The organism is Streptomyces sp. NRRL F-5135, from assembly GCF_000719775.1.
In the GTDB taxonomy this organism is placed as follows: Bacteria; Actinomycetota; Actinomycetes; order Streptomycetales; family Streptomycetaceae; genus Streptomyces; species Streptomyces hebeiensis.
On the sequence record NZ_JOHR01000001.1, the window covers coordinates 175697 to 199548 of the forward strand.

The 23852-nt window shown below is 73.6% G+C and carries 23 protein-coding genes; 6 read left to right on the forward strand and 17 right to left on the reverse strand.

Annotated elements, in window-relative coordinates:
• The first annotated feature begins 8 nt into the window (after positions 1 to 8).
• A complete protein-coding gene (locus IG02_RS0100780) occupies positions 9 to 971 on the forward strand; it encodes an NADP-dependent oxidoreductase (RefSeq protein ID WP_030740212.1) in 963 nt (320 codons plus the stop codon).
• 52 nt (positions 972 to 1023) lie between these two features.
• On the opposite strand, the gene IG02_RS0100785 is transcribed toward IG02_RS0100780, so the two are convergent.
• The 3 genes from IG02_RS0100785 to IG02_RS0100795 all read right to left on the reverse strand — a co-directional run bounded on the left by IG02_RS0100785 (position 1024) and on the right by IG02_RS0100795 (position 3596).
• The gene (locus IG02_RS0100785; protein WP_030740215.1) at positions 1024 to 2070 is read right to left on the reverse strand and encodes a phosphatidylinositol-specific phospholipase C domain-containing protein; all 1047 of its coding nucleotides are present in this window, start codon (positions 2068 to 2070) and stop codon (positions 1024 to 1026) included.
• 117 nt (positions 2071 to 2187) lie between these two features.
• Positions 2188 to 2874: a DedA family protein gene (locus IG02_RS0100790; protein WP_051764244.1), complete on the reverse strand. Its 687-nt coding sequence runs from the start codon at positions 2872 to 2874 to the stop codon at positions 2188 to 2190.
• A complete protein-coding gene (locus IG02_RS0100795; RefSeq protein ID WP_051764246.1) occupies positions 2871 to 3596 on the reverse strand; it encodes a class I SAM-dependent methyltransferase in 726 nt (241 codons plus the stop codon). The genes IG02_RS0100790 and IG02_RS0100795 overlap by 4 nt, the downstream gene beginning before the upstream one ends.
• 123 nt (positions 3597 to 3719) lie before the next feature.
• On the opposite strand from IG02_RS0100795, the gene IG02_RS0100800 reads away from it, so the two are divergent.
• Together IG02_RS0100800 and IG02_RS0100805 are read left to right on the forward strand one after the other, a co-directional pair.
• Positions 3720 to 4877, forward strand: coding sequence for a histidine kinase (locus IG02_RS0100800; RefSeq protein ID WP_199813928.1), 1158 nt, complete (start codon positions 3720 to 3722; stop codon positions 4875 to 4877).
• Positions 4874 to 5515, forward strand: coding sequence for a response regulator (locus IG02_RS0100805; RefSeq protein WP_030740226.1), 642 nt, complete (start codon positions 4874 to 4876; stop codon positions 5513 to 5515). The genes IG02_RS0100800 and IG02_RS0100805 overlap by 4 nt, the downstream gene beginning before the upstream one ends.
• A gap of 107 nt (positions 5516 to 5622) precedes the next feature.
• Here IG02_RS0100805 and IG02_RS0100810 read toward each other — a convergent pair whose 3' ends face one another.
• The 5 genes from IG02_RS0100810 to IG02_RS0100830 form a co-directional block, all read right to left on the reverse strand.
• Complete coding sequence (locus IG02_RS0100810) at positions 5623 to 5823, reverse strand: hypothetical protein (RefSeq protein WP_030740229.1); 201 nt, start codon at positions 5821 to 5823, stop codon at positions 5623 to 5625.
• Positions 5824 to 5921: 98 nt separating this feature from the next.
• Positions 5922 to 7874, reverse strand: a complete 1953-nt coding sequence (locus IG02_RS0100815; protein WP_051764247.1) for a potassium channel family protein — start codon at positions 7872 to 7874, stop codon at positions 5922 to 5924.
• 352 nt (positions 7875 to 8226) lie between these two features.
• Positions 8227 to 10266 (reverse strand): ABC transporter permease, encoded by a 2040-nt coding sequence (locus IG02_RS0100820; RefSeq protein WP_030740235.1) that lies wholly within the window; start codon positions 10264 to 10266, stop codon positions 8227 to 8229.
• A 50-nt stretch (positions 10267 to 10316) separates the two neighbouring features.
• Positions 10317 to 11105, reverse strand: a complete 789-nt coding sequence (gene modA / locus IG02_RS0100825) for a molybdate ABC transporter substrate-binding protein (protein ID WP_030740238.1) — start codon at positions 11103 to 11105, stop codon at positions 10317 to 10319.
• Between the two features lie 145 nt (positions 11106 to 11250).
• Positions 11251 to 11655 (reverse strand): TOBE domain-containing protein, encoded by a 405-nt coding sequence (locus IG02_RS0100830; protein WP_030740248.1) that lies wholly within the window; start codon positions 11653 to 11655, stop codon positions 11251 to 11253.
• A 222-nt stretch (positions 11656 to 11877) separates the two neighbouring features.
• On the opposite strand from IG02_RS0100830, the gene IG02_RS0100835 reads away from it, so the two are divergent.
• Positions 11878 to 12300, forward strand: a complete 423-nt coding sequence (locus tag IG02_RS0100835) for a TOBE domain-containing protein (protein WP_030740250.1) — start codon at positions 11878 to 11880, stop codon at positions 12298 to 12300.
• 104 nt (positions 12301 to 12404) lie between these two features.
• On the opposite strand, the gene IG02_RS0100840 is transcribed toward IG02_RS0100835, so the two are convergent.
• The gene (locus tag IG02_RS0100840; protein ID WP_030740253.1) at positions 12405 to 13649 is read right to left on the reverse strand and encodes a methyltransferase; all 1245 of its coding nucleotides are present in this window, start codon (positions 13647 to 13649) and stop codon (positions 12405 to 12407) included.
• A 226-nt stretch (positions 13650 to 13875) separates the two neighbouring features.
• Between IG02_RS0100840 and IG02_RS0100845 the strand changes: the two genes are divergently transcribed.
• On the forward strand, positions 13876 to 14508 hold the full coding sequence (locus tag IG02_RS0100845) for a GPP34 family phosphoprotein (RefSeq protein ID WP_030740256.1): 633 nt from the start codon (positions 13876 to 13878) through the stop codon (positions 14506 to 14508).
• Between the two features lie 16 nt (positions 14509 to 14524).
• Here the strand turns inward: IG02_RS0100845 and IG02_RS41300 are convergent, their stop codons facing one another.
• The 4 genes from IG02_RS41300 to IG02_RS0100865 form a co-directional block, all read right to left on the reverse strand.
• Positions 14525 to 14746: a hypothetical protein gene (locus tag IG02_RS41300; protein ID WP_030740258.1), complete on the reverse strand. Its 222-nt coding sequence runs from the start codon at positions 14744 to 14746 to the stop codon at positions 14525 to 14527.
• The gene (locus tag IG02_RS35785) at positions 14743 to 15588 is read right to left on the reverse strand and encodes a TetR/AcrR family transcriptional regulator (RefSeq protein ID WP_078854073.1); all 846 of its coding nucleotides are present in this window, start codon (positions 15586 to 15588) and stop codon (positions 14743 to 14745) included. The genes IG02_RS41300 and IG02_RS35785 overlap by 4 nt, the downstream gene beginning before the upstream one ends.
• 308 nt (positions 15589 to 15896) lie before the next feature.
• Positions 15897 to 16067 (reverse strand): hypothetical protein, encoded by a 171-nt coding sequence (locus tag IG02_RS0100860; protein ID WP_030740265.1) that lies wholly within the window; start codon positions 16065 to 16067, stop codon positions 15897 to 15899.
• Positions 16068 to 16110: 43 nt separating this feature from the next.
• Positions 16111 to 17106, reverse strand: coding sequence for a cation diffusion facilitator family transporter (locus tag IG02_RS0100865; RefSeq protein WP_199813929.1), 996 nt, complete (start codon positions 17104 to 17106; stop codon positions 16111 to 16113).
• Positions 17107 to 17291: 185 nt separating this feature from the next.
• Here IG02_RS0100865 and IG02_RS0100870 point away from each other — a divergent pair, with 185 nt between their 5' ends.
• Positions 17292 to 17618, forward strand: coding sequence for a DUF6479 family protein (locus IG02_RS0100870; protein ID WP_037801780.1), 327 nt, complete (start codon positions 17292 to 17294; stop codon positions 17616 to 17618).
• Positions 17619 to 17711: 93 nt separating this feature from the next.
• On the opposite strand, the gene IG02_RS0100875 is transcribed toward IG02_RS0100870, so the two are convergent.
• The 4 genes from IG02_RS0100875 to fdh all read right to left on the reverse strand — a co-directional run bounded on the left by IG02_RS0100875 (position 17712) and on the right by fdh (position 23802).
• Entirely contained in the window at positions 17712 to 18191 is a 480-nt protein-coding gene (locus IG02_RS0100875) for a flavin reductase family protein (protein WP_030740274.1), read from the reverse strand.
• A gap of 183 nt (positions 18192 to 18374) precedes the next feature.
• The gene (gene nrfD, locus IG02_RS0100880; RefSeq protein WP_199813930.1) at positions 18375 to 19412 is read right to left on the reverse strand and encodes an NrfD/PsrC family molybdoenzyme membrane anchor subunit; all 1038 of its coding nucleotides are present in this window, start codon (positions 19410 to 19412) and stop codon (positions 18375 to 18377) included.
• A 146-nt stretch (positions 19413 to 19558) separates the two neighbouring features.
• Positions 19559 to 20533 carry a 4Fe-4S dicluster domain-containing protein gene (locus tag IG02_RS0100885; protein ID WP_037801781.1) on the reverse strand — a complete coding sequence of 325 codons (975 nt, stop codon included), beginning with the start codon at positions 20531 to 20533 and terminating at the stop codon, positions 19559 to 19561.
• Positions 20530 to 23802 (reverse strand): formate dehydrogenase, encoded by a 3273-nt coding sequence (gene fdh, locus IG02_RS0100890; RefSeq protein WP_030740281.1) that lies wholly within the window; start codon positions 23800 to 23802, stop codon positions 20530 to 20532. The genes IG02_RS0100885 and fdh overlap by 4 nt, the downstream gene beginning before the upstream one ends.
• Positions 23803 to 23852: the final 50 nt, after the last annotated feature.

Below are 23852 nucleotides of genomic sequence, written 5' to 3' on the forward strand. Positions count from 1 at the left end.
AGGAAGATATGAGCGAGCAGACGATGCGCGCCGTCACCGTCGAGGGGTTCGGTGGACCGGAGGTGCTGACCGCCGGCCGGGTCGCGCGCCCCGAGCCGCTGCCGACCGAGGTGCTGGTGCGCGTGCACGCCGCCGGAATCAACCCGGTGGACTGGAAGACCCGTGCGGGCCACGGTATGGCCGGGCTGCAGACGCTGCCTCTGATCCTCGGCTGGGACGTTTCCGGCGTCGTCGAGGAGGTCGGCTTCGGTGTCACCACGCTCGCGCCCGGCGACGAGGTCTATGCCATGCCGTGGTTCCCGCGCCCGGCCGGCGGGTACGCCGAGTTCGTCACGGCACCGTCCCGCCAGTTCGCCCGCAAGCCGGTCTCGCTCTCGCACGTCGAGGCCGCGGCGCTGCCGCTCGCGGCGCTCACCGCCTGGCAGGCCCTGGTCGACACAGCGCGCGTCACCCGCGGGCAGCGGGTGCTGGTGCACGCCGCGGCCGGTGGTGTCGGGCACTTGGCGGTGCAGTTCGCCAAGCACCTTGGCGCCGAAGTGATCGCGACCGCCCGCGAGCCCCGGCACGCCTGGCTCAAGGAACTGGGCGCGGACGAAACGATTGACTACACCCGGCAGCGGTTCGAGGAGGCCACCGGCAAGGTCGATGTCGTCATCGACCTGATCGGCGCCGCGGATGACACCGACGTGCGGTCGGTGCCGGTGACCCGGCCCGGCGGCCTGATCGTCTCCATCCCTGGAGGTGTCTCGGACGGCCTGGCCGCCGCGGCCGGACAGGCGGGTGTGCGCACCAGCCCGCTGCTGGTCGAGCCGGACGCCGCCGCTCTGACGTCCATCGCCGGCCTGGTCGACTCCGGCACGGTCCGGGTCGAGGTCGAACGCAGCTTCGCCCTGGAACAGGCCGCCGAGGCGCACCGGCTGGGGGAGACCAACCGCACCCGCGGCAAGCTCGTGCTGGAGGTGGCGCGGTGACGCCGACGACCGCGGGGCCCGACACGATGTCCGGCCCCGGTCGGTCCGACTTCTACCGCTGTGCCGTGGCGCGCGGAACCACCGACGAGAGCACCGTCGGCAGCGCGTGCCAGTCCGCCGAGATCAGGCTGGCGTGGCGCTGGGCGAGCAGGGCCAGCCGGTCGCGCGCCTGCTGCTCGGTCGGGTTCTCGCCGTCGATGGCCGGCGCCACGTTGTGCGCGTCGGTCATCAGGAGGAAGTAGTTGCGCTGCGCGTACCACGCGGTGTCGAAGCCGGCCGCGGCGTAGGCGGAGGCGTCCCCGTCGAAGAAGACGAACCAGGGCCTGATCGAGGCGTCCTTGTACCGCGTGCGCGGGTCCCCGGCCGCGGCGCGGTGGACGGCGGGGAAGGCCGCGGCCTCCGGCAGCCGCCCGGCCGCCTCGAGGTCGCGCAGGTGGGTCGCGTACTCGACATCGGTCCACAGGGTGTCGAGCGGGTTCTGCTCCTCCACCGTGCCGGGGATGAGTTCGACCACGAACTTGCCCGCCAGTTCGGCGCGCGTGGCCCACGCGCCGGCCTGCGCGGCCTCGTCGAGATCGGCGTGGTCGCCCGCCAGGTCCGCCGGGCGGTACAGCGCGTCGCCGAGCTTCGCGCCCAGGAGCGCGTCGAGGGCGGCGGGGCCCCGGCCGTTCTGGCCCAGGAATCCGTCCTTCATCTCCATCTTGAGGACGATCGGCCGGTGCCCGGGGTTGGCGTCGTGCCAGGCTCTGATGTCGGCGAGGCAGCCGCCGAGGTCACGGTTGCGCGACTTGGTGCGCAGTTCGGCCGCGTCGGCGGCGTTCTCGCAGTTGTTGTCGTTGCCGAGCGGATTGCTGTGCGACACCCGCCAGGAGGGGCCGAACGCATTGGTCCAGACGTCGAGTTCGAGCATCCCCGCACCGGAGTCCAACGCGTCCGCGAAGTAGGGGAAGGTGGCCTTCTCGTACGCGTTGTGGACGCCCACCCCGGTGCCGGACGGGTATGACAGCCCGTCGGTGTCCGCGGCGCCGGCCGGCGTGGCGACGAGGGCCAGGAGCGCGGCGGCACCGGCCGCCACCGTGGTGCGAAGAAGCTGGACCATGTCCGTTGTTCCTCCCGCTACACATGTCTAGGTCATGTCAATTCGAGAGGAGCGTACGGGAGTTCGGTGACGCGCGGGGGGATACGAGCTTACGGAACCGATCGATCACACGGCGCTTCACGGGACGCGGTTCACGGGAGGCGCCTCATCGGCTGCGATGCGCGGGGCGGGGGCGCGGCGAAGGGCGGACGTCTGGGAGCCGGGCGCTCCTCCACGGCGCCGCCTCACCCACAGCCCCGCGCAACCGATCACGGTGAGGAGGAGTACGGCGACGGCGGGGCCGCCGAGGGTGAGGATGCCCCGGATCGACGTCGCGGCGGCGTACCCGGCGCCGGCTTCGGCCGTGGCCCACAGGCAGGCGGCGGTGGCGCTGTAGGGGGCGACGCGGTGGTAGGGCAGTCGGGTGGCACCCGCGCAGTGGGGCGCGAGGGTACGGACCACCGGCAGGAACCGGGCCAGGAAGACGGCCCGGCCGCCATGACGTGCCATCAGCGACTCGGCGTACCGCCACGCCGTGTCGGGGATGCGCCGCCCCGCCCGTCCGGTGCGCAGTCGACGGCCCAGGAGCCCGCCGGTGCGGTGGGCGAGGAAGTCTCCCGCGACCACCGCACCGGCCGCGGCGGCGATGACCGCGGGGAGACCGAGGTGGCCCGTGCGGGCCAGCGCCCCGGCGGTGAGGAGCAGCGTGAGCGTGGGGACGAAGGCACCGATCAGGAGGATCGACTCGGCCAGGACGGCCAGGGCCACCACCGTGTACGCCGCCGCGGGAGGCAGGTGGCCGAGGAGGTCGGACAGGGCGTTCACCGACCGGCCGCGTCGCGGAGGCGTTCCTGGTGGCGCGAGGGGGCGAGGGGCCGTCGCAGGTGCCAGACGTGGGCCGGGGGCAGGTTGGCCCACACGGTCCAGCGGCCGGTGGCGTAGCCGCGCTGGTAGGCGGCCATGACCTCGTTCACCGCGGTGTGACGGCGTGCTTCGGCTCGTGACGCGGTCAGGGCGCGGGCCGCGCGGGTGCCGAGGTAGGCGAAGTAGGTGAGGACGCCGCCGGGGTGCAGCAGCTCCAGGTACCGGGCCATGATGCGGTCGACCTGTACGGGGGTGAAGTTGGTCAGCGGGAGTCCGGAGACGATCACGTCGTAGCGCCGGTCGGTGCTGAGGTGCTCGACGTAGGTCCGGTGCACGGCCACCTTCGGGGACGCGCCCGCCAGGTGGGGGTGTGCGGCGACGAGGTCGCGCAGTCGCGCGGCGAAGCGCGGGTTGGCCTCGACGATGTCCAGTCGGCTGCCCCGGGACAGCCGGGGTATCAGGGCGCGGGTGACGGCGCCGGTTCCGGCGCCCGCTTCCAGTACGGACAGCGGGCGGGACGCGTGTGCCCTCAGAGGACTGGTCAGAGCGTGGGCGAGCGCTTCGCCGCTGGGGGCGAGCGCGCCGGTGGTCCGCAGATCGCGGGCCGCTTCGACGAGGAACGTCCAGCCTTCGGGACGGCGCCGCACCGGGGCACGGTGGTGTGAGGTGGTCGAGTCGTTCATGGTTTCGACGCTAGAAACACGCGCCCTTCGGCAGATCCGTCGTTGTGTGACGGCCTCCCCCTACGAAAGTAGGGGGTCGTCGCGGCAGATCGTCGGACCGGCGGACACACCGGCCCGCCTAGGATGGCCGGTGTGAGTCGGCGAGAGGGCCCGTTGTGGGCGGCGTACGGGCGCGTGGCGCTCGTGGCGTTGATCGTGGCGGGCATCGGCTTGAACGCCTCGGTGATCAGCGGCGGACGTCACCTCTTCCCCGTCACCGCCGCGGCCCTGCTGTGCGGTGCCGCCCTGCTCCTGCCCCGGCGGCGATGGCTGCTCGCCCCGCTCCTGGCCACGGTGGCCACGGCGTGGTGGGGGTGGCCCATGCTGCCGCTGCTGGCGATCGCCCTGTACGACCTGTCCGTGGACCGCCGGGTGCGGGTGGCCCTCGGATGCGCCGTCGCCGCGCTCGGCGGCAATCTGCTGGGCCACCCCACCACCTCGCTGTGGGGAGCGGACCGGTACGCGTCCACCCTGTTCCTGCCCGCGCTGGCCATCGCCGTCGGGCTGTGGCTGGGCAGCCGTCGGCGGCTGCTCCACGCGCTGACCGCCCAGGTCGGGCATCTGAGGGTCGAGACGGAGCTGCGCGAAGAGGCGGCCCGGGCGGCGGAGCGGTCCCATATCGCGGCGGAGATGCACGACGTACTGGCTCATCGTCTGAGCCTGATCGCCCTGCACACCGGTGTCCTGGCCACCAGGAGCGACACGCTGCCGGCGCCGGTCGTCGAACGCCTCGGCCTGCTGCGGACCGCGTCCACCGAGGCCCTGGCCGATCTGCGGGACGTTCTCGGTGCCCTGCGCGACCCCGGCTCCGCCCCGGCGGAGTCCGCTCTCGCACCCGTCGTACGCGACGTGCGGGAGCTCGTCGACGAGGCCAGGACCGCCGGGCAGCACGTCGGGCTGACGGTCGACGGTCTTTCCGAGCGGGTCCCCACCACCCACCGGCTGGCCGTGTACCGCGTCGTCCGGGAGGCGCTGACCAACGCCCGCAAGCACGCCGACGGTGCCGCGGTGACCGTGCGCGTCGATTACCGGCCGCCCGCCACACTGGTCGAGGTCACCAACCCGCCCGGCCAGGCGCGCGCCGGCCCGGCCGGCCCCGGCTTCGGTCTCGTCGGTCTGCGCGAACGCGTCACCGCCCTCGGCGGACACCTGAACGCCGGGCCGGCCGGCGCGGGCGCCTGGCGGCTGGCCGCTCGTATCCCCCACCCGACCGACACCGAACAGAACGGCCCCCGCACATGATCCGCGCCATGATCGTCGACGACGACGCCCTGGTCCGCCTCGGCCTGACCGACCTCCTCGAGGTCGACCGGGACATCGAGGTCGCCGCCCAGGCCGCCGACGGTCTCCAGGCCATCGACCAGGCCATGGCACACCGCATCGACGTCGCCCTCGTCGACGTACGCATGCCCCGCATGGACGGCATCACCGCCACCGCCCGGCTGCGGGCCCTCCCCCATGCCCCGAAGGTGATCACTCTGACCACCTTCGACCTCGACGAATACGTCTACAACGCCCTCGCCGCGGGAGCCGACGGGTTCCTGCTCAAGGACACCGACCCGGCCGAGATCCTGCGCGCCGTCCACCTGGTGGCCGCCGGCTCGGCCATGCTCCACCCCGCGGCGGCCCGCCGCCTCATCGACCGCTACCACGCCTCCACCCGGCCGAGGGCCACCGCGGCCCGGGCCCGGCTGGACCGGCTCACGCCCCGCGAACGGGACGTTCTGAGCCTGCTCGCCCGAGGCGACACCAACGCGGAGATCGCCACCCGCCTCGCCATGCGGGAGAGCACCGTCAAGGCGCATGTCAGCCGCATCCTGACCGCGCTCGACGTCACCAACCGCGTCCAGGCCGCCCTCCTGGCCCGCGACGCGGGATGAACCGCCTCATCCGGGGGACCTCGCACCATGCCCGTCCGGGTCGCGCGGCCCGATCGGACGCTCGTGGCGCGAGGACCCCTCACCGCCCCGGGCCGGCGGCGGTGGGCTCAGGGCAGCTGCTCCTCGATCGCCGCACGGCCCCGCTGGGCCAGCCGGCGCTCGGCCCACTCGATGTTCTCCGGGGTGAGATCGCGCCCCGAGGCCAGCGCGAGGTCCTCCGCCGTGATCTCGTCGCAGGCGCCGGTGTGCAGCAGCCGGTCCGGGGTGATGCCCTCGCCTTCCGGCCGCGCAGCGGACTCCGTGTTCATGCCGCCTCCTCGTTCGTCCGGTGCACGCCATTCTCGTGCCCGCCGGACGGCCCCGCATCCCCGTCGCACGCCGTCCGCCCGGGCCCGGCCCGGGCCGCTCAGATTCCGCCCGGCGGCCTGCGGGCGCGCGACGCCGACCGGCGTCCCAGGAGTTCCGCGAGGCCCCGGCGGGTCGCGGCGAGCACCACGCGGTCCCGCGCGTGCAGCACGTATCCGGGATGCAGATCCCACACCAGCCCGGCCGGCCGGCGTTCCTCGTGGTCGAGCCGGATGTCCGCGAGATCGGGCACGCGGTCCCCCGGGCCCGCGGTGTCCAGCGCGATGATCCGCCAGGCGCCGGGGCGGAACACCTCGCCTATCGTGCGCCCCTCCAGCCACGGATGCCCCGCCACGTCGATCGCGGCGACCAGCAGCACCTTGCGCTCCACCGGAATGGCACCAAGGATCTGACGTCCCATCATGGCGATGGCGAAGGCCGGGGCCGCGAGGGTGGAGACGCTGCGGCTGCGGGTGAGCGCGCCGGGGTGCACGGTGCGCATGGTGCGGTAGACGGCGGTGGCGAAGTCGTCGTCGTACACCCGCAGGGCGACCCGCAGGCCGGGCGCGAGCGAGCGTGCGTACAGCGCGGCCTCGAGGTTGATGATGTCCGCGCTGGTCAGCGCGAGCAGCGCGTGCGCCCGCTGGATCTTGGCCGCCTCCAGCACGCCTTCCTGCGTCACATCGCCCACGACGGTCGGCACCCGCAGGCTGCGCGCGAGCGGGATGCCCCGGGCCTCGGGGTCCTCCTCCACGCAGACCACGGGGATGCCCAGTTCGCGCAGGCGCACCAGCACCCGACTGCCGATCTTGCCGAGCCCGAGCAGCACCACATGGCCGGACAGGCCGCGCGGCGGGCGGCGCAGGGACGCGGCCGTACGGAACGTACCGAGGGCCTCCAGGACGGCGGCCAGCCCCACGGGAAGCAGCAGCAGCCCCGCGGTTCCGGCGAGCAGTTGCAGGATCTGCCGGTCGGCGGGCTCGCCGACCGCCGGTTCGTTGATGGCGAAGAGATCCAGCAGCGTCAGGTAGACCGCGCGCACCGGACCGGCGTCGGTGACCAGCCACGAGGTCAGGGCCAGGGCCAGGACGGCGGCGACGATCCCCGCGAAGGACCACCGCAGCCTGCGGGAGAACAGCGAGGCCAGCGACGCGCCCCGGCCCGAGAACCGGCCGGGCGGCAGATCGGGCCCCGCGTGGGACACGGCCTCCAGGACGACCGTCCCGCGCCCGGTCGCGGCGGCGGCACTGGCATCGTCGGGCAGCAGCCGCGGGCCCTCCTGTCCGCTGTTGTCGGAGCCCTCCGTGCCCGCGGGGTCGCTGCTGGTGGCGGAGAGCAGGGCGAGGGTGCACAGCCCCGGGTCGGCCACCTCGCCGGGGCCGGGAGGGTTGCGTTCGACCGCGCGCAGCATCAGGCCGTCGGCCCTGATCACCTTGCTGGTGCCGGCGACGGCCGTGGCGGCGAGGGCGGGCGCCGCCGTGTCGGCGTCGGACAGGACGGTGGTGGAGGCGTCCAGCCTGGCGGCGTCCAGTCCGGGAGCCGCGACGGCCGCCGCCTGGTCGAGCAGTTCCTCCAGGTGCTGGCCGAGCTTGCGGTTGTACATCCGGATGACGAGGCGCAGTTGCGGGTTGAGCCGCCGGGCGGCCAGCGCGGCCCGGATGTTGACCTCGTCGTCGTCATGTACGAGGGCGAGGGCCGCCGCATCCGCCACCCCGGCGTCCACCAGCGCCTCCTCGTCCAGGTCCGGTGCCTCCAGTAAGCCCCGGCGCTCCCCCGCGCCCGCCGGGTCCCTGCCGATCCCGCTGCCGGCCCCGGGACCGGGCGCGGCCGTACGGGTCACGGCCGCGGACATCCGGCCGAAGAACGAGGAGGCCCGGTCGAGCCCGGCGGCCGGGTCGGCGGGACGGCGGGAGGCGCGGGCGGGCGGGACGACGAGCACGACCTGCTCGCCGTAGACGTCACGCAACTCGCCCGCCAACCGGTGCGCGAGTGTGTCGTCGCCGCAGACGATCATGTGACCCGCCGGCAAGCCGTGCTGTACCTGCTGAGGAAGTGAGGACACGGTCACAGTGTGCCGAATACCGAAGAGGACATGACACACCCACCCCCGGAAGCGGGGTCCTGACCGGCCCGTTCCCGGTCGACATCGCCTTCCCCCGGGGGCGAACTGACGGCCGGTCACGCAAGGGGCGTCTGGGCTGACGGTGCGCCGGACGATCCCTCGGCGGGCCCGTTCGACGGCCGACCGGGCGATGTTCCGGAGCCCTGTGCCGCCGGGCGACCGGGCGGTGCGACCCGACCCCGCGTCCCCGGGGCTTGCCGGCCGGCCCGTCCGCTCACGCCCGCTGCCGTCCGCTGCCGTCCGCTCAGAGCGGGACGACCGTGACCTCGGTGGCCTTCACACTCGTCCAGACCGGCGCACCGTCCGCCAGGGCGAGTTCGGCGGCGGCCTGGGGGGTGATCTCGGCAACGAGGTCGGGCGCCTCGTCGGAGGTGATCAGCACCCGCAGTCTGCTGCCGAGGGAGGTGATCTCGGCGACCGTGCCCCGCCATACGTTGCGAGGGCTGCCCCCGGGGCGTTCGCGGTGCACGGAGACGGCCTCCGGCGCGATGACGGCCAGTGCCTCCGTCCCGTCGGGCAGCGGCTCGGCGACGAGCAGCCGGCCGCCGTCGGCCGGCTTCAGCCCGTCGGACCCGAACGTGCCCGGCCAGGCGTTGCGCCCCAGCATCCGGGCCACCCAGGGCGAGCGGGGATTGCGGGCCACCTCGGCGGGCGAGGCGTCCTGGAGCGCCCGGCCGGCGTCGAGCACGAGGACCCGGTCGGCCAGGGAGACCGCCTCCACCGGGTCATGGGTGACGATCAGGCAGACGCCCCCGAAGCCGTCGAGATGGCGGCGCAGGGTGTGCCGTACCTGGGCCCGGGTGGTCTGGTCGAGGGCGGCCAGCGGCTCGTCGAGGAGCAGCAGCCGGGGCCGGGCGGCGAGCGCGCGGGCCAGCGCGATGCGCTGCGCCTGGCCGCCGGAGACCTGATGGGGCTTGCGGTGCGCGAGATGGCCGACGCCGAGGCGGTCGAGCCATTCGCGGGCGCCGCGCCGTGCCTCGGCACGGGAGACGCCATGGGCCCGCAGCCCGTACGCCGTGTTGGCGAGAGCGCTCAAGTGCGGGAAGAGCGCGCCGTCCTGCGGTACCCAGGCCACCCCGCGGCGGTGCGGCGGCCGGGCGGTGACGTCCAGGCCGCCGAGCCTGAGCCCGGCGTGCGCGCGGGGCGTCAGCCCGAGGAGGGCGCGCAGCAGCGTGGTCTTCCCGGCGCCGTTGGGTCCTACGACGGCGATGGTGGTGCCGGGCTCCGCTTCGAGGGTGAGCGTGGTGAAGCCGGTGACCTCGGCGCTGAGCCGCCACTCCTCGCGGGGTACGGGGGTCACGGGCGCGGCGACGCCGGGCGCCGGGACGGTGGTGTCCGCCCGGCGCCCGTCGGCCGAAGGCGTCGGCGCGTCGGGAGCGGTCGTGGCGACGGGAGCGGTCGGTGCCTCGGCGGGGTCGGTCGCGAGGGCCACCGGCCCGGGGCCTCCGGCCCGGCCGGCTCGCCCGGACCGGCCGCCACGCCCGGCGGGCCCGCCGGCCCAGCGGCCGCGCAGAGCGACCAGTACGGCCATGGCGATGGCGAGCAGCAGCAGCGAGACGGAGGTCGCGGCCTCGGGCGAGTCCTGGAGCAGCAGATAGACCTGGAGCGGCAGGGTCTGGGTGGTGCCGGGGAGATTGCCGGCGAAGGTGATCGTGGCACCGAACTCGCCGAGTGCCCGGGCCCAGGTCAGCGCGGCGCCCGCCGCGAGACCGGGGGCGACCATCGGCAGGGTCACGGTGCGGAACACCCGTACCGGCGAGGCCCCCAGCGAGGCCGCGGTCTCCTCGTACGCGGTCCGCAGACCGGCGAGCGTGCCTTCGAGGCTGATGACCAGGAACGGCATCGCGACGAAGGTGGCCGCGACCACGGCGCCCGAGGTGTGGAAGGGCAGGGTGATGCCGAAGGTGTCCTCCAGCCAGGGTCCGAGCAGCCCGCGGCGGCCGAAGCCGAGCAGCAGCGCGACACCGCCGACGGTCGGCGGCAGCACCATCGGCAGCAGGACCAGGGAGCGCACCAGCGCCGCGCCGGGGAACCGCACCCGGGCCAGCAGCCAGGCCAGCGGCACGCCCAGCAGCAGTGACAGCCCGAGTGCCCAGAAGGAGACGAGCAGCGAGAGCTTCAGCGCCTCGACCACGCCGGGGCTGGTGAGGTGCGTGCCGAGTTCGCGCCACGACGTGCGGGCCAGGACGCCCGCCAGCGGCAGCACCAGGAACGCGATCGCGAGCAGGGCGGGCACCGCGAGTGCGACGGGCGCGCCGACGGTACGGCGGCGGGGACGTCTCATCGGGGCGCCACCTTGTCGTGGTCCAGGTGGTCGGTGGCCGGCGCGGCGGGTCACGGCTTCTGGAAGCCCGCGCCCTGGAGGATCTTCTGCGCCTCGGGGCCGCTGAGCCAAGTGACGAACGCCTTCGCGGCGGCGCTGTTCCCGGACGTCTTCAGGGTCGCGGCGGGGTACGAGGCGATGGCGTTCTGCGCGTCGGGGATCGGGACGGAGTCGACCTTGCCCGTCGCGGTGGCCGCGTCCGTCCGGTAGACGATGCCCGCGTCTGCCTCGCCCAGTTCGACCTTGCTGAGCACGGCGCGGACGTTGGGCTCCTCCGAGACCGGCCGTACGGTGACCTTCTGGGCGTCCAGCACCTGTCGGCTGTAACGGCCGACCGGTACCTCGGGCGCGGCCAGGACCACTTTCAGCCCGGGGTCCGCGAGGTCCTTCAGCGAGCCGACCCTGTCCGGGTTGCCCTTCGCCGTGGCGATCACCAACCGGTTCTTGGCGATGACCGTCGGCGTGCCGGTGTCCGCCCGCAGTCCGTCCATGGTCCGGGTGTCGGCGGTCACGATCGCGTCCGCGGGCGCGCCCTGCTCGACCTGTGCGGCCAGTTCCTGCGAGCCGGCGAAGGAGAAGGTCACCTTCGTGCCCGGGTGCTCCTTCTCGTACGCGGCTCCCGCCGTCTTGAAGACGTCGGTGAGCGACGCGGCGGCCAGCACCGTCAGCTTCGCGGCGCCGCTGCCGCCTCCCGCGTCCGTACCGCTGTCGTCCTTGCCGCCGCAGGCGGCGAGGGGCAGCACCAGGGCGGCGGCCGTGAGCACGGCGGCGGCGCGACGGCGGGTCGGGGTATGAGGCACGGCGGGGACTCCTCGGCGGTAGGGGCTCCGGTGGCTCCGCCGGGGAAGCGCCGGGGGAGCACGGGGGCGCAGGACCGGCGGCCGGCCGGGGTGGGCGGAACGGCGGTACGGGCGGACGGGGCGGTGAGCGGGGGCGACGGGCCCGTCAGGGCCGGTCGATGTGCACGTTCGTCGACTTCACCCGGGCGGTGGCCGCCATGCCGACCTCCAGACCCAGTTCCTCCACGGCCTCCCGGGTCAGCAGGGAGACCAGCCGGTGCGGCCCCGCCTGGATCTCCACCTGCGCGGCCACGTCCCCGAGGGTGACGGCGGTGACGATGCCGGGGAAGGCGTTGCGCGCCGAGGTGTACGACGCCCCCTCCTCGTCCGTGCCGCCCTGCGCGACCTCCACGGAGAACGCCGCCAGCGCAGGGCCGTCGATGACGCGGCGGTCCGCGTCGTCGCGACGGGTCGCGATCCGGCCCGCGTCCGCCCAGCGGCGCACGGTGTCCGGGCTGACACCGAGCAACCGGGCGGCCTGGCCGATGGAATAGGACTGCATGTGCGACAACATAGGCCGGAATCCCTCGCATTTACAAACCTGGCTGCTTCTCCTCCTGGCAGATACGGGACACCCGACGACGACGGCCCCCTGCGGGAAACGCAGGTCCGCGCCAACACCGCCTCACGCGCGTGCCGGACAGATCACCGCTCCTGCGCGAAAGTCGAGATAATGACAAATCCGGCATCCCGCTCCCCTGTGATCTCTCGCGAGGCGAGGTACCCCATGAGCCTGAGTCTGAGCATCCGCAACCAACTGCCCGGCACCGTCACCGCCGTGAGCCTCGGGGCGGCCGTCGCCGTGGTCACCGTGCGCCTGGACGGCGGTCAGGCGATCACGTCGGCCATCACCCGGGAGGCCGTACAGGAGCTGGACCTCATTCCGGGCCGCACCGTCCGGGCGCTGGTCAAGGCGACGGACGTCTCGCTGGCGGCCGGACCGGTCACGGGGCTGAGCATCCGCAACCACCTTCCCGGCACGGTCGCGCACATCACCGCGGACGTCGCCATGGCGGCGGTGAAGGTCACCGTACCGGGCGGGGAACTGACGGCCGCCGTCACCAAGGAAGCGGTCGACGACCTCGGGCTCTCCGCCGGTTCGGCGGTCACCGTACTGATCAAGGCCACGGAGGTCGCGCTCGCCGCCACCGGATGACGCGGCGGAGGGCTCCTCGGGCCGAGGGGCGCGGCGTGGTCCTCGCGGCCCCTTCCCCCACCGCCCGCCTGCTCTCCACCGCCCGTCCGGCGGTACCGGCCGGGTCAGCGTTTGACGGCCCGCAGGACGACGAACTTGGGGTCGCCGGCCACCGTCTCGCAGTTGCCGAACAGCCGTCGCAGCTTGGCGTGGTAGCCGAGGTGGCGGTTGCCGACGACCCACAGCTCGCCCCCGGGACGGAGCGCGGCGCGCGAGCCCGTGAACATCCGCCAGGCCGTGGCGTCGGTCGTGGCCTGGTGCGCGTGGAACGGCGGGTTGTTCAGCACCAGGTCGACCGTCGCCGCCGGCACGTCCGCCAGGCCGTCGCCGAGCAGGAATTCCGCCGGCGCGCCCGTGGCGACGTTGGACCGGAAGGTGGCCTCGGCCGAGGCCACCGCCGAGAACGACTCGTCGATGAACGTCACCCTGGCCGCCGGGTTGTCCAGCGCGGCGGCGGTGCCGATCACACCGTTGCCGCAGCCCAGGTCGACCACGTGCTCGGAGCCCCGGCGGCGGGGCAGATGACGCAGGAAGAAGCGCGTGCCGATGTCGAGCCGCTCGGCGCAGAAGATGCCCGCGTGGTTGACGACCGTACGCCCGGACACGGGGCCGGCGTCGGCGGGCAGCGGATACCGGTGCGGCCAGGGGTTGGGCGCGGCCTCCCGGCCGGCCTCGGGGGCGCAGAAGATCAGCCGCGACTTCCTGACCGCGAGCGAGGTTCTGGTCGGGCCGAGGATCCGTTCGAACAGCCGCAGGGTGGACGTGTGGATCTCGGTGACCCGTCCCGTGCCGACGACCACGGTCCCGGCGTGCACGGCCGGGGCGAGCCGGTGCAGCTGGTCCTCCAGCAGGGCCAGGCTCTTGGGGACCCGGACCAGCAGGACGTCCATCCGTTCCGGCGGGGTGTCCCGTACGGACAGCAGTCGCGCCGCGTCCTGACCGACACCGGCGCGCCGCAGATTGGCGCGGGTGGCACGCTGGGTCAGGTAGGAGTCGGTGAGCTGGACGAGCGGTCCGGTGACCAGCCGTTCGAGGCGGTGGGCGGCGACCGGTGTGGTCAGGGCGCCCCACCGGTCCCCCAGGACCACCACCGCGCCGGAGAGGTCCACGGCCTCGGCGGCGCCCTCGGGCGTCCCGCGGCCGGCCTCGTGTTCCGTTCCGGGCTCCGCCCCCGTGTCCGTACCGTCGGCTCCACCGAGGTGCCGGAGCAGATACTCGTCGGCGGTGTCCCAGGCGCGGAGGGGGTCGCGGGGATGCTCGGGGAAGCGGGTGAGACCGAACTCGCCCCAGGGTGTCGTCAAACGGTTCATCGTGATCTCAGGCTAACCGCAGTGGCCGGCCGCCCGTGCACGACGGCGATGCCATGCGGCCCGGTCCGGCGCCGACCGGACCGGAGCGACAGGCTTCCCGCCCGGCCTGCGGACCGGACGTGGCGGTCGTAGCCTGACACTGACGGTGTGCGTGAGCGTGTTCCGGACGGTGTCCGGCGGGACCCCGGCCCACGGCCCGACCGTTTCCCATCGAGGTGCACCAGCCATGACGACACCGCGGGACCTGATGTTCGTTGCCCTGGACGCCGCCACGGGCAACGCCGACGACATGGAGACCAGCCGTCCCCTCGAGTGGGGCGACGTGTCGCTCGCACTCGCGGGAGCCGAACTGATCGATCTCCTCGGTGTCGAAGCCGTCCGGCTGGACGAGGACCGCCTCGTGCCGGGTATGCGGCCGGCCCTCGCGGACCACCTGCTGGACGAGGCCGCGTCGTCGCTCGTCCGACAGACACCGTACGAGTCGGTCGACGACTGGCTGTGGCGCAGGGGCCGTGGGCTGGCGACGGCTTATCCGACCGCCCTGGAGGCCGAGGGACAGCTCACCCGGCGACGCCGTCGGCTGCCCTTGCGGACCGGTCGAACGGTGCCGGCCGACTCCGCCGCCCACCGGCGGGCCGCGGACCGCTGGGCCGCGCACGACCCGGTGCTCACCGCCCTCGCGGCGGCCGCCGGGATCGGCGACCCGCACGCCACGGCCCCGCCGGACGTGGCCGACGACGCGGTGGCGACCGTGCTCGCCGCCGTCAACGACGCGGTCCGGGAACTGGAGGCCGTACGGCAACGCCGCGCCATCGAGCGGGCGGCCTTCGACAACATCTGGCGCGGCGACGGCCAGTGACGCCCCGGGAAGACACTCACGGCCTGCGCGCGCCGTCGAGGGCGGCACGGGCCTGGCCGGGGCTCAGGACGGCGGCGAATTCGGCGCGGGCGATCTCCAGGACCCGCTCCACATCGGCGGGCGGGTGGGGGTGCTCGCGCAGCGCGATGGCCGCGGCGGCGCGGGCGAGCAGATCGTCGTCGGGGGACGCACCGGGCCGGGACATGGTGCGCAGCACCTGGTGCCAGAGTCCGGTCATCGTGTTTCCTTCCGTTCGCCCCCGGGAGCGCGGGCGTCGAGGCCGTCCGGGCCGGCCGCCGTGCCGGTCACGGGGCCGGTCACGGGGCCGGTCACCGGGACGGCGGAGGCGTGCGTGCCGGTGGCGCGCGCACGGGCCGCGCCGGTCGTGGTGTCACCGGCGGGAACGCCGAACGTGGCCAGGGCGTGGCGGACCAGTTCGGCGGTGAGCACTTCTTTCGGAAGAGCGGGGCTGTGCCGGGCCCAGTGCCCCACCAACTCGTTGGCCGCGCCGATGAGTGCCACCATGGCGAGGGTGTGGTCGCGCTCCGCGGCCTCACCGCGCGCGACGGCCCGCTCGGCCTCGCCGGTCAGGAACTCGGCCCACAACGTGCGCCACAGCAGCCGGTGGTCGTCCACCGGGCGGCCTGCTCCCACGATGTCGACGAACGCGATCCGGGTGGCCGCCGGGTCGGCGGTCACCGCGTCGACGAAGGCGTGTCCCAGAGCGGTGATGCGCTCCCGGGTCGCGGCGGACTCCATGGCGGGGTCGCTCAGCACGGTCAGCGCGGCTTCCATGCCCGCCCGGGCGACCTCGTTGTGCAGCGCGATCAGCAGACCCTCGCGGCTCTCGAATTCCTCGTAGAACGCGCGCACGGAGATCCGGGCGGTGGCACAGATGCGTTCGATGGAGGTGGCCCAGTAGCCACGCTCCGTGAACAGTTCCGTCGCGGTCGCGAACAATCGCTCCCGGCGTAACGCCCGGGGATCGGGAGCCGCCCGTTCCCCGGCGTCGCACGCGGGTGTCGGTGGGGTGCCCGTACGGGCGGGGGACGCGTCGGCGGATGTGCGGACCGGATCCATCGGACCTCCTGGATCGCCCGGGGAACACGCGGTGTCGTCACTGGTGGGGGCGGTTGTCGAGCATGCCACGCGGCGGACGGCGACACGCCCGTTTCGGTGAATACTCCGCGTCCGTTCGAGGCGTTCGGACGCGGGTCGAACGCGCCGAACAGACGTCTCGTCCCTCGCCGTTCGCGCCGCTTCGCGCCGTTGCCGACGTTCCCCGCTCTCGCACGACGACGCGGGTGCCCGGACGGTGTCGTCCGGGCACCCGCGTACGTCGGGCGAGAGCGAACGCTCCCTCACGGAAGCCGCTCAGGCATTGCCGCTCACCAGCGGTACCAGCGGCCCCTGCGACCACCGGTCGCGGCCGGCCGGATGACGAATCCGAGCAGCCAGACGACCAGCACGATGACCGCGATCCACCACAGTGCCTTGAGCGCGAAACCCGCACCGAAGAGAATCAGGGCGAGCAGCAGAACGAGAAGCAGCGGAACCATAGTTATCAACCTCCGTCACGTCGTTTTCCCCGGGAAAGCACGCTCATGTGCGCGCGTCCTGGATGTTTTCCCGATGTGTTCCGGGACGTTCGGGCACTTCGCACGCACCGGCCCCCGCACCGGTGGGTGCTTCCGTGATGTCGAGGAATACCTGGTCGGCCGTCGGCCATATCCCCGACACCGAGTTCTTGATACGCACACAGACGAGTTCGACCGTTTCGCTGTCCAGGCCGGGCGTGAGATCGATCCTTGCCGCCACCAGCGTGGAATCGAGCCCCAGTTTCATCGTGAGCAGGGTGGCCACATTGTCGATCTCGGGTTGCGCCTCGAGCAGCGTCCGCAGCTTTCCCCGCAGTTCCGGATCCACCGCCTCGCCGATCAACTGGCCCCGCGCCTCGGCACCGAGCCGATAGGCGATGAAGACCAGCAGCAGACCGATCGCGAAGGACGCCGCCGCCTCCCAGAGGATGTTCCCGGTGAGCAGGTGGAGCACCATGCCGGCGATCGCCAGCAGCACACCGAGCACGGCGGTCGAGTCCTCGGCGAGGACGGTGCGCAGCGCGGGATCGCGCAGACCGTCCGGTGACCCGCGCAGCTGGACCAGGGCACGGACCAGCGAGGCGCCCTCCGCGAGCAGCGCGATCGCGAGCACGGTCAGCCCGACCGCGTAACCGCTGGGCGATTCGCTCTCCGTGGAGCGCAGTGCCTCGAATCCCTGGAAGAAGGAGAAACAACCGCCCATCACGAAGATGCCGACCGCGGCGAGCAGCGCCCAGAAATACCTCTCCTTTCCGTATCCGAAAGGATGACGGTCGTCGGGCGGCCGACGGCTGCGCCGCAGCGAGGCCAGCAGGAACACCTCGTTCAAGCTGTCCGCCACCGAATGCGCGGCCTCGGACAGCAATGCCGGCGAGCCGGTGACCAGACCACCGACGGCTTTCGCCGCGGCGATCACGAGATTGGCCGCGAGTGCCACCAGAACGGTCACCCGCGTACTGCCGTCGGACGACTTTTTGTTCACTTCGGTTTCACCTTGCACGCGAGGGCGGGACGGCGTCGGCCTTTGGCGGTGCGAAAGAGGGCCGTGCGCCCTGTCGGAACGAAAATCCGTGTGCCCTCGGCCCTCCGTGCCAAACGCGGCGTCCCGGCCCGGGCCGTACGTCCGGGTCGCGAATCCGCGTCTACGTCCGAATGACGTGGGGAGCGGCGGGTACGCGGACGACCATGAATCCTGCGGACACACTTGACGGAAGCACGGTCGTCCCCCTGGCGGCGAGCGGTCCCGGGACCGGAGTCACCGCGTTCCTGGTGGGGCTGATCGTGGTGCTCTTCCTCCTCGGCGGTTTCTGGCTGGGCCGGCGCATACGCGTCAGGGAACCCGCGCCGCCCCGCCCCTCGGAACAACCCCGGCCGCCGGCCCGCCCGACCCGTGTGGAGGAGACCACGGAGCCCTCGGACGGATTCGGAGGCGAGGGGGAACGGCTCACGCCGTACCAGCTCGGCGGACACGGCACCGAGGCCCGTCGGCCGCCGGGTGCCGACGACCGCTGACGCGAACGCCCACCGGATGCACGTCGGCCCGACGACGCCCGGCGGCGGACACGGCCCCGCCACCTGACGGCCGGCCGTGCGCCCGGTCGGCCGTCAGGTGGCGGGGTGGCCCGCCGTCAGGCCCGCCGCGTCGCTCAGGCGCAGCGGATCGCCCCGTCCCGCCCGCGGCCCGCCGCCGGTCACCGGAGTGAGCAGGAAGCCGACGTGGTCACCGCCGTCGGTACGCCCCTCCACCCGGCCGACGAACCATGCCGGCACGTCGGTCAGCACCGGCGTCCCGCCCTCGCCCTCGTACCACCGGACATGGCCGAACTTGTCGAACCGGTCACCGGTCCGGCCGCCGAACAGTTCGGCCAGCGCGTACTGGTCACGATCGAGCAGATGGACTCCGAGGAAGGCAGCCGAACGCGCCACGCCGAACGTGTGGTTGGCGCGGGAGAGCCAGATCATGAACCGTTCGGGGCCGATCGAGCACTGGGACGCGAACCCGACCAGGCACCCCGCGCGCTCCCCGGCCGAGGCCACGGTCACGACGTACAGCGGATAGTCCAGCAGCGGGATGAACCCCCGCACCGCTTCGGCCGCCGCCGCGTCGCCCCGCGCGCGGCCGCCACGGTCGTCGTTCTCGGTGACCCTGTACGGGCCGCCGGCCGCGCCGCCGTTCGGGCCGCCGTCCGTGCCGGTTTCCGTGATGTTGTCCGTACCGCTCCGCGTCCTGGCCATCGCGCCCTTCTCCGCTCCGGATCCGTCCTCGCCCTACGACGGGCCCTGCCCGTCCTCGTCGGCGGCGTGTTCTCGCGCGGCGCTCTTCCGCGCACGCGCCGCGCGCTCCTTCGCCGCCCGCTGCGGTGCCACCGTGTAGACGGGGTCCTCGGCCGAGGCGATGCCCGCCGCGAAGATCCCGAACCGGGTGCAGGCCGAGCCCGCGAGCAGCAGCGCGCCACTGCCCGCCGTGATCCACCGGCCGGTCCCGGCCGACGCGATACGCGCTCCGGGCCCGCCTCGTCCGGCACGCCCGCCCCGTCCGGCACGCCTGCCGCGCCCGCCGAACAGCGCGGCACCGGCCGCTCCCGCCGCCCCGGTCACGGTGAGGACGCGCGCGGCGCGCAGCAACGCGCCCGCCCGTCCCTCGCGGTAGGTCTCCGCGACCATGCCGAGCCGGCGCTCCGCCGCCGTCATGGCGGTCATCTCGCCGACGGCTGCCAGTGCGGCCGCGTACCGCGCCGGGGCGCTCTCGCGCGGCGGGGCGAGGACGAGGGCCATCCCGGACGCGGCGGCCGCCGCCGACGCGCTGAAGACGTACGGGAGTTCGCGGTGCGCGTCGTGCCAGGCGGGTACGGCGGTGTCGGCGGCGAGAACCGCCGTGTACGCGGCCACGGCGGGCCCGGACAGCGCCGCCGCGCCCGTGGCGGTGGCGCCCACGCGCGGCAGCCGGCGCGTGAGCGCGCAGAACGCGGCTCCGCCCGCGCACGGCCCGTACACCGCCAGCAGCCAGGACCCGACGCTCATGGGCGAGGTGGGTTTGCAGACCCGCAGCATGTTCGCGAACCGGCCGGGCCTGCCCAGATCGTGCACCAGCGCGGCGGCCGAGAGGCTGACGGCGGCGAGCGAGGAGACCTTCATCGCGGTCGCCGTGGTGGTGCGGCCGGTCAGGTGCGCGCCCGCGGCCAGCACGGAGCCGGCTCCCGCCAGTCCGCCGAGGAAGAAGTAACCGGCGATGTCCCGGGCGGCCCAGGCGGGCGCCTTGATGACGGGCCGGCCGTAGTACGACTCGAACTCGGCCCGGGGCACCATCAGTTCCTCGCCGCGCCTCCCCCGCTTCCGCCCGCGTCCGGAGCCACGGCCGCGGCGGGGCCCCTCTCCGCGCCCTTTCCCGTGTCCTTCCCCGCGCCCTTCGCCCGGTCCCGTCGCGGGCCCGCGCCCGGTGGTGTCCATGCCGGTCATCGCCGTCCCCCCGCCGCGCCGGAGCCGCCGCGGCCGAACACGGCCGGGGCCGTGAACGAGAGCGCGAAACCGCCCGCCAGCGCGAGCGCGGCGGTGGCCGCGTGCTTCCACATCGCGGGCAGGTCGCGCGTGGTGACCACCGGGTCCGGCGGCAGTCCGTACACCTCTGGTTCGTCGAGGAGCAGGAAGAACGCGCCGTCCCCGCCGACGCCGTCCGCCGGATCGTGCCCGTACAGCCGGGCCTCGGTGACGCCGGCCTCGTGCAGCCGCTCCACCCGCCGCGCGGCCCTCTCCCGCAGTTCGTCGAGCGGGCCGAACTGGATGGACTCGGTGGGGCAGGCCTTGGCACAGGCGGGTTCCTGGCCGGCGCCGAGCCGGTCGTAGCAGAGGGTGCACTTGAAGGCCCGGCCGTCGGAGGGCCGTTGCTCGATGACTCCGTACGGACAGGCGGGCACGCAGTAGCCGCAGCCATTGCAGATGTCCTCCTGGACCACGACCGTGCCGAACTCGGTGCGGAAGAGGGAGCCGGTGGGGCACACGTCCAGGCACGCGGCATGGGTGCAGTGCTTGCACACGTCGGACGACATCAGCCAGCGCAGTTCGCCGCCGGCCGCCGCCTGCCGGCCACGGTCGTCGGGGGCGCCCGCCACGAGGGGGAGTTCGGTGCGGCCCTCGGGGCCGGGAGCGCCGTCCGGGGCGGGCCGCGGCGGTGCCTGCTGCTCGATGAACGCCACGTGCCGCCAGGTGGACGCGCCCAGGCCCTGGGTGTTGTCGTAACTCATGCCGGTGAGGGACAGGCCGTCCTCGGGGATGGCGTTCCACTCCTTGCAGGCCACCTCGCACGCCTTGCAGCCGATGCAGACCGAGGTGTCGGTGAAGAAGCCCACGCGCGGCGGCGGGTCGTCGTGGCCCGCGTCGCGCGCGGGGTCCGGTTCGACGCCGCTGAGCAGGTGGTGCGGCTGGTGCGTCACGACCGGGTCTCCGTTCCTGTCCGTGCGGTGATGCCCGCCCGCCGGCGGTACTCGGCGACCAGCTCCGGCAGCGCGGGGCCGCGCGGGCGGCGGCCCGCGACGATGTCCGCCGTCAGGGCCTTGTCCTCCTGGATGTGCGCGTTGGGGTCGAGCGCCATGGCGACGAGTTCGTTGGCGGCGTCGCCGGTGGAGACCCCGTTGGGCCCCCAGTGGAACGGCAGCCCGATCTGGTGGACCGTGCGGCCGTGCACGGTCAGCGGCCTGATCCGGTCGGTCACCAGCACCCGGGCCTCGATGGCGTTGCGTGCCGTGATGATGGTGGCCCAGCCACCGTGTTCGAGCCCCCGTTCCGCGGCCAGCGCCGGGGAGAGCTCGCAGAAGAACTCCGGCTGGAGTTCGGAGAGGTAGGGGGACCAGCGGCTCATGCCGCCCGCGGTGAAGTGCTCGGTGAGGCGGTGGGTGGTGACCACGTACGGATAGACGTCCGCACCGGGGTCGTCGCCGCTGGGGTGGTAGCGGTTGCCCTCGCGGGGCAGCAGGTGGCGGGTGGGCGAGCGGCTCACGGACGGGTACAGCGCGTTGGGGAACGGGGAGTCCTGGGGCTCGTAGTGCGTGGGCAGCGGCCCGTCCTCCAGCCCGGCGGGCGCGTAGAGCCAGCCCTTGCCGTCCGCCTGCATGATGAACGGATCGTCGCCGCGGAGCGCTTCGGGGCCGCGCGCGTCGTCCGGCGGTACGTGGCCGGGGGCCAGGTCGGGGATGAAGTCGGGTACGTCCCGGCCGGTCCACCTGCCGCTGTCGGCATCCCACCACACGTACGCCTTGCGCGGGCTCCACGGGGTGCCGTCGGGAGCGGCGGACGCGCGGTTGTAGAGGATGCGCCGGTTGGCGGGCCAGGCCCAGGCCCATTCCGCGGCCACCCAGTCCTGTTCGGTGTGGGGCTTGCGGCGGGCGGCCTGGTTGACGCCGTCCGCGTAGACCCCGCAGTAGATCCAGCAGCCGCAGCGGGTGGACCCGTCGTCCTTCAGCTGGGTGTACGCGCTCAGCGGCGACCCGTCCCGCGCATGCCCGTTGATCTCGGCGAGCACCGCGGCGGCGATCGGCTCGTCCAGCGGTCCGTCCGTGGGGTAGTCCCAGGTCAGGTCCTGTACGGGCCGGTCCATGGGGTCGGTGGAATCCGCCAGCCGCGCCTTGACGCGACGGCCGAGGTGGTACATGAACCACAGATCGCTGCGCGCGTCCCCCTCCGGCTCGACGGCCTGGTGGTGCCATTGCAGCCAGCGATTGGTGTTGGTGAAGGAGCCGGACTTCTCGGTGTGGGCGGCGGCGGGGAAGAAGAACACCTCGGTGCCGTTGTCCTCGGTGCGCAGCTCGCCGGTCTCGGTCTCGGGGCCGTCCCGCCACCAGGTCGCGGACTCGATCAGCGAGAAGTCCCGTACGACGAGCCATTTGAGGTTGGCCATGCCGAGCCGCTGGAGCCGGGTGTTGGCGGATCCGACGGCCGGGTTCTCCCCCATCAGGAAGTAGCCCTCGCACTGGCCGTCGAGCATGGCCATGGTCGTGTCGTACGTGGAGTGGGAGCCGGTCAGGCGCGGCAGGTGGGCGAAGCAGTAGTCGTTCTCGGCGGTGGCCGCGTCCCCGTAGTACGCCTTGAGCAGGCTGACGAAGTAGGCCCGCATGTTGCCCCAGAAGCCCTTGGCGGTGCGGCTCGCGTCGATGAACGAGTCCAGGTCCTCGTGGGCGTGCGCGTGCGGCATCGGCAGGTAGCCGGGCAACAGGTTGAACAGGGTGGGGATGTCGCTGGAGCCCTGGATGGAGGCGTGTCCGCGCAGGGCCTGGATGCCGCCGCCGGGGCGTCCGATGTTGCCGAGCAGGAGCTGGAGCACACTGGCGGCGCGGATGTACTGGGAACCCACCGAGTGCTGGGTCCAGCCCACGGCGTAGACGAAGGCGCTGGTCCGGTCGCGGCCGGAGTTGGCGGTCAGGTCCTCGCACACCCGCAGGAACGTCTCGCGGGGCACTCCGCAGGTCTGCTCGACCAGTTCGGGGGTGTAGCGGGCGTAGTGGCGCTTGAGGATCTGGTAGACGCAGCGCGGGTGCGTCAGGGTCTCGTCCCGCCGGGGCCGTGGCACGGCCCGCGCGCCGCCGGAGCCGTGGGCCTCGGGACCGCCGGCCTCGTGGACGCGGCGGCGCGCCTCGGGGTCCTGTTCGCGCCGCTCGTACTGCTCGTCCGGCTCTCCGGCGGGCGCCTGGACGTCGGCGTTCTCGTACTGCCAGCTGACGGGGTCGTAGTGGTGCCGCTCCTCGTCCAGGCCGGAGAAGACGCCGTCGAGGTCCTCGGTGTCCCGGAAGTCCTCGCTGATGACGGTGGCCGCGTTGGTGTACGCGAGCACGTACTCCCGGAAGTCCTTCTCCTCGGTGAGGACGTGGTTGATGATCCCGCCGAGAAAGGCGATGTCGCTGCCGGCGCGCAGCGGCACGTGCAGGTCGGCGAGGGCACTCGTGCGGGTGAAGCGCGGGTCGACGTGGATGATCCGTGCCCCGCGCGCCTTGGCCTCCATCACCCACTGGAAGCCGACGGGGTGCGCCTCGGCGTAGTTGGAGCCCTGGATGACGATGCAGTCCGCGTGCTGGAGGTCCTGCATGAAGGTGGTGGCGCCGCCACGGCCGAACGAGGTACCGAGACCGGTGACGGTGGAGCTGTGGCAGACCCGCGCCTGGTTCTCGACCTGCACGACGCCCAGGCCTGTCAGCAGCTTCTTGATGAGGTAGTTCTCCTCGTTGTCGAGGGTCGCGCCGCCGAGGCTGGCGATCCCCAGGGTGCGCGCGGTGCGCAGCCCGTCCTGCTCCCACTGCCAGGTGCGCCGGCGGGTCTCCACGACCCGGTCCGCGACCATGTCCATGGCCGTCTCCAGGTCGAGCGGTTCCCACTCGGTGCCGTACGGGCGGCGGTAGAGCACCTGGTGGCGACGGGCGGAGCCGGTGGTGAGCTGGAGCGTCGCCGCTCCCTTGGGGCAGAGCCGGCCCCGGCTGACCGGCGAGTCGGGGTCGCCCTCGATCTGGACGACCCGGTCGTCCTTGACGTAGACCTGCTGGCCGCAGCCGACGGCGCAGTACGGGCAGACGGACCGCACGACGCGGTCGGCGGAGTCGGTACGGGGCCTGAGCCCGCCGGTGCGGGCGGACTTCGCCGCGCTGCCGCGCCCGAGCGGGTCCGAGCCGGTGAGCTGCCGGTAGGCCGGCCAGCCCTGGAGCAGTTCGCGGACACCCATCGCTTCCTCCACCTCGCTCGCCCTGCCCGTACGCCGCGTTCCGCGCGCCC

Coding starts and splice junctions, on each gene's coding strand:
- IG02_RS0100780 (WP_030740212.1), top strand. CDS start 9: ATGAGCGAGCAGACGATGCGCGCCGTCACCGTCGAGGGGTTCGGTGGA.
- IG02_RS0100785 (WP_030740215.1), bottom strand. CDS start 2,070: ATGGTCCAGCTTCTTCGCACCACGGTGGCGGCCGGTGCCGCCGCGCTC.
- IG02_RS0100795 (WP_051764246.1), bottom strand. CDS start 3,596: ATGAACGACTCGACCACCTCACACCACCGTGCCCCGGTGCGGCGCCGT.
- IG02_RS0100800 (WP_199813928.1), top strand. CDS start 3,720: ATGGCCGGTGTGAGTCGGCGAGAGGGCCCGTTGTGGGCGGCGTACGGG.
- IG02_RS0100805 (WP_030740226.1), top strand. CDS start 4,874: ATGATCCGCGCCATGATCGTCGACGACGACGCCCTGGTCCGCCTCGGC.
- IG02_RS0100810 (WP_030740229.1), bottom strand. CDS start 5,823: ATGAACACGGAGTCCGCTGCGCGGCCGGAAGGCGAGGGCATCACCCCG.
- IG02_RS0100815 (WP_051764247.1), bottom strand. CDS start 7,874: ATGATCGTCTGCGGCGACGACACACTCGCGCACCGGTTGGCGGGCGAG.
- IG02_RS0100820 (WP_030740235.1), bottom strand. CDS start 10,266: ATGAGACGTCCCCGCCGCCGTACCGTCGGCGCGCCCGTCGCACTCGCG.
- IG02_RS0100840 (WP_030740253.1), bottom strand. CDS start 13,649: ATGAACCGTTTGACGACACCCTGGGGCGAGTTCGGTCTCACCCGCTTC.
- IG02_RS0100845 (WP_030740256.1), top strand. CDS start 13,876: ATGACGACACCGCGGGACCTGATGTTCGTTGCCCTGGACGCCGCCACG.
- IG02_RS41300 (WP_030740258.1), bottom strand. CDS start 14,746: ATGACCGGACTCTGGCACCAGGTGCTGCGCACCATGTCCCGGCCCGGT.
- IG02_RS35785 (WP_078854073.1), bottom strand. CDS start 15,588: ATGGATCCGGTCCGCACATCCGCCGACGCGTCCCCCGCCCGTACGGGC.
- IG02_RS0100860 (WP_030740265.1), bottom strand. CDS start 16,067: ATGGTTCCGCTGCTTCTCGTTCTGCTGCTCGCCCTGATTCTCTTCGGT.
- IG02_RS0100870 (WP_037801780.1), top strand. CDS start 17,292: ATGAATCCTGCGGACACACTTGACGGAAGCACGGTCGTCCCCCTGGCG.
- nrfD (WP_199813930.1), bottom strand. CDS start 19,412: ATGGTGCCCCGGGCCGAGTTCGAGTCGTACTACGGCCGGCCCGTCATC.
- fdh (WP_030740281.1), bottom strand. CDS start 23,802: ATGGGTGTCCGCGAACTGCTCCAGGGCTGGCCGGCCTACCGGCAGCTC.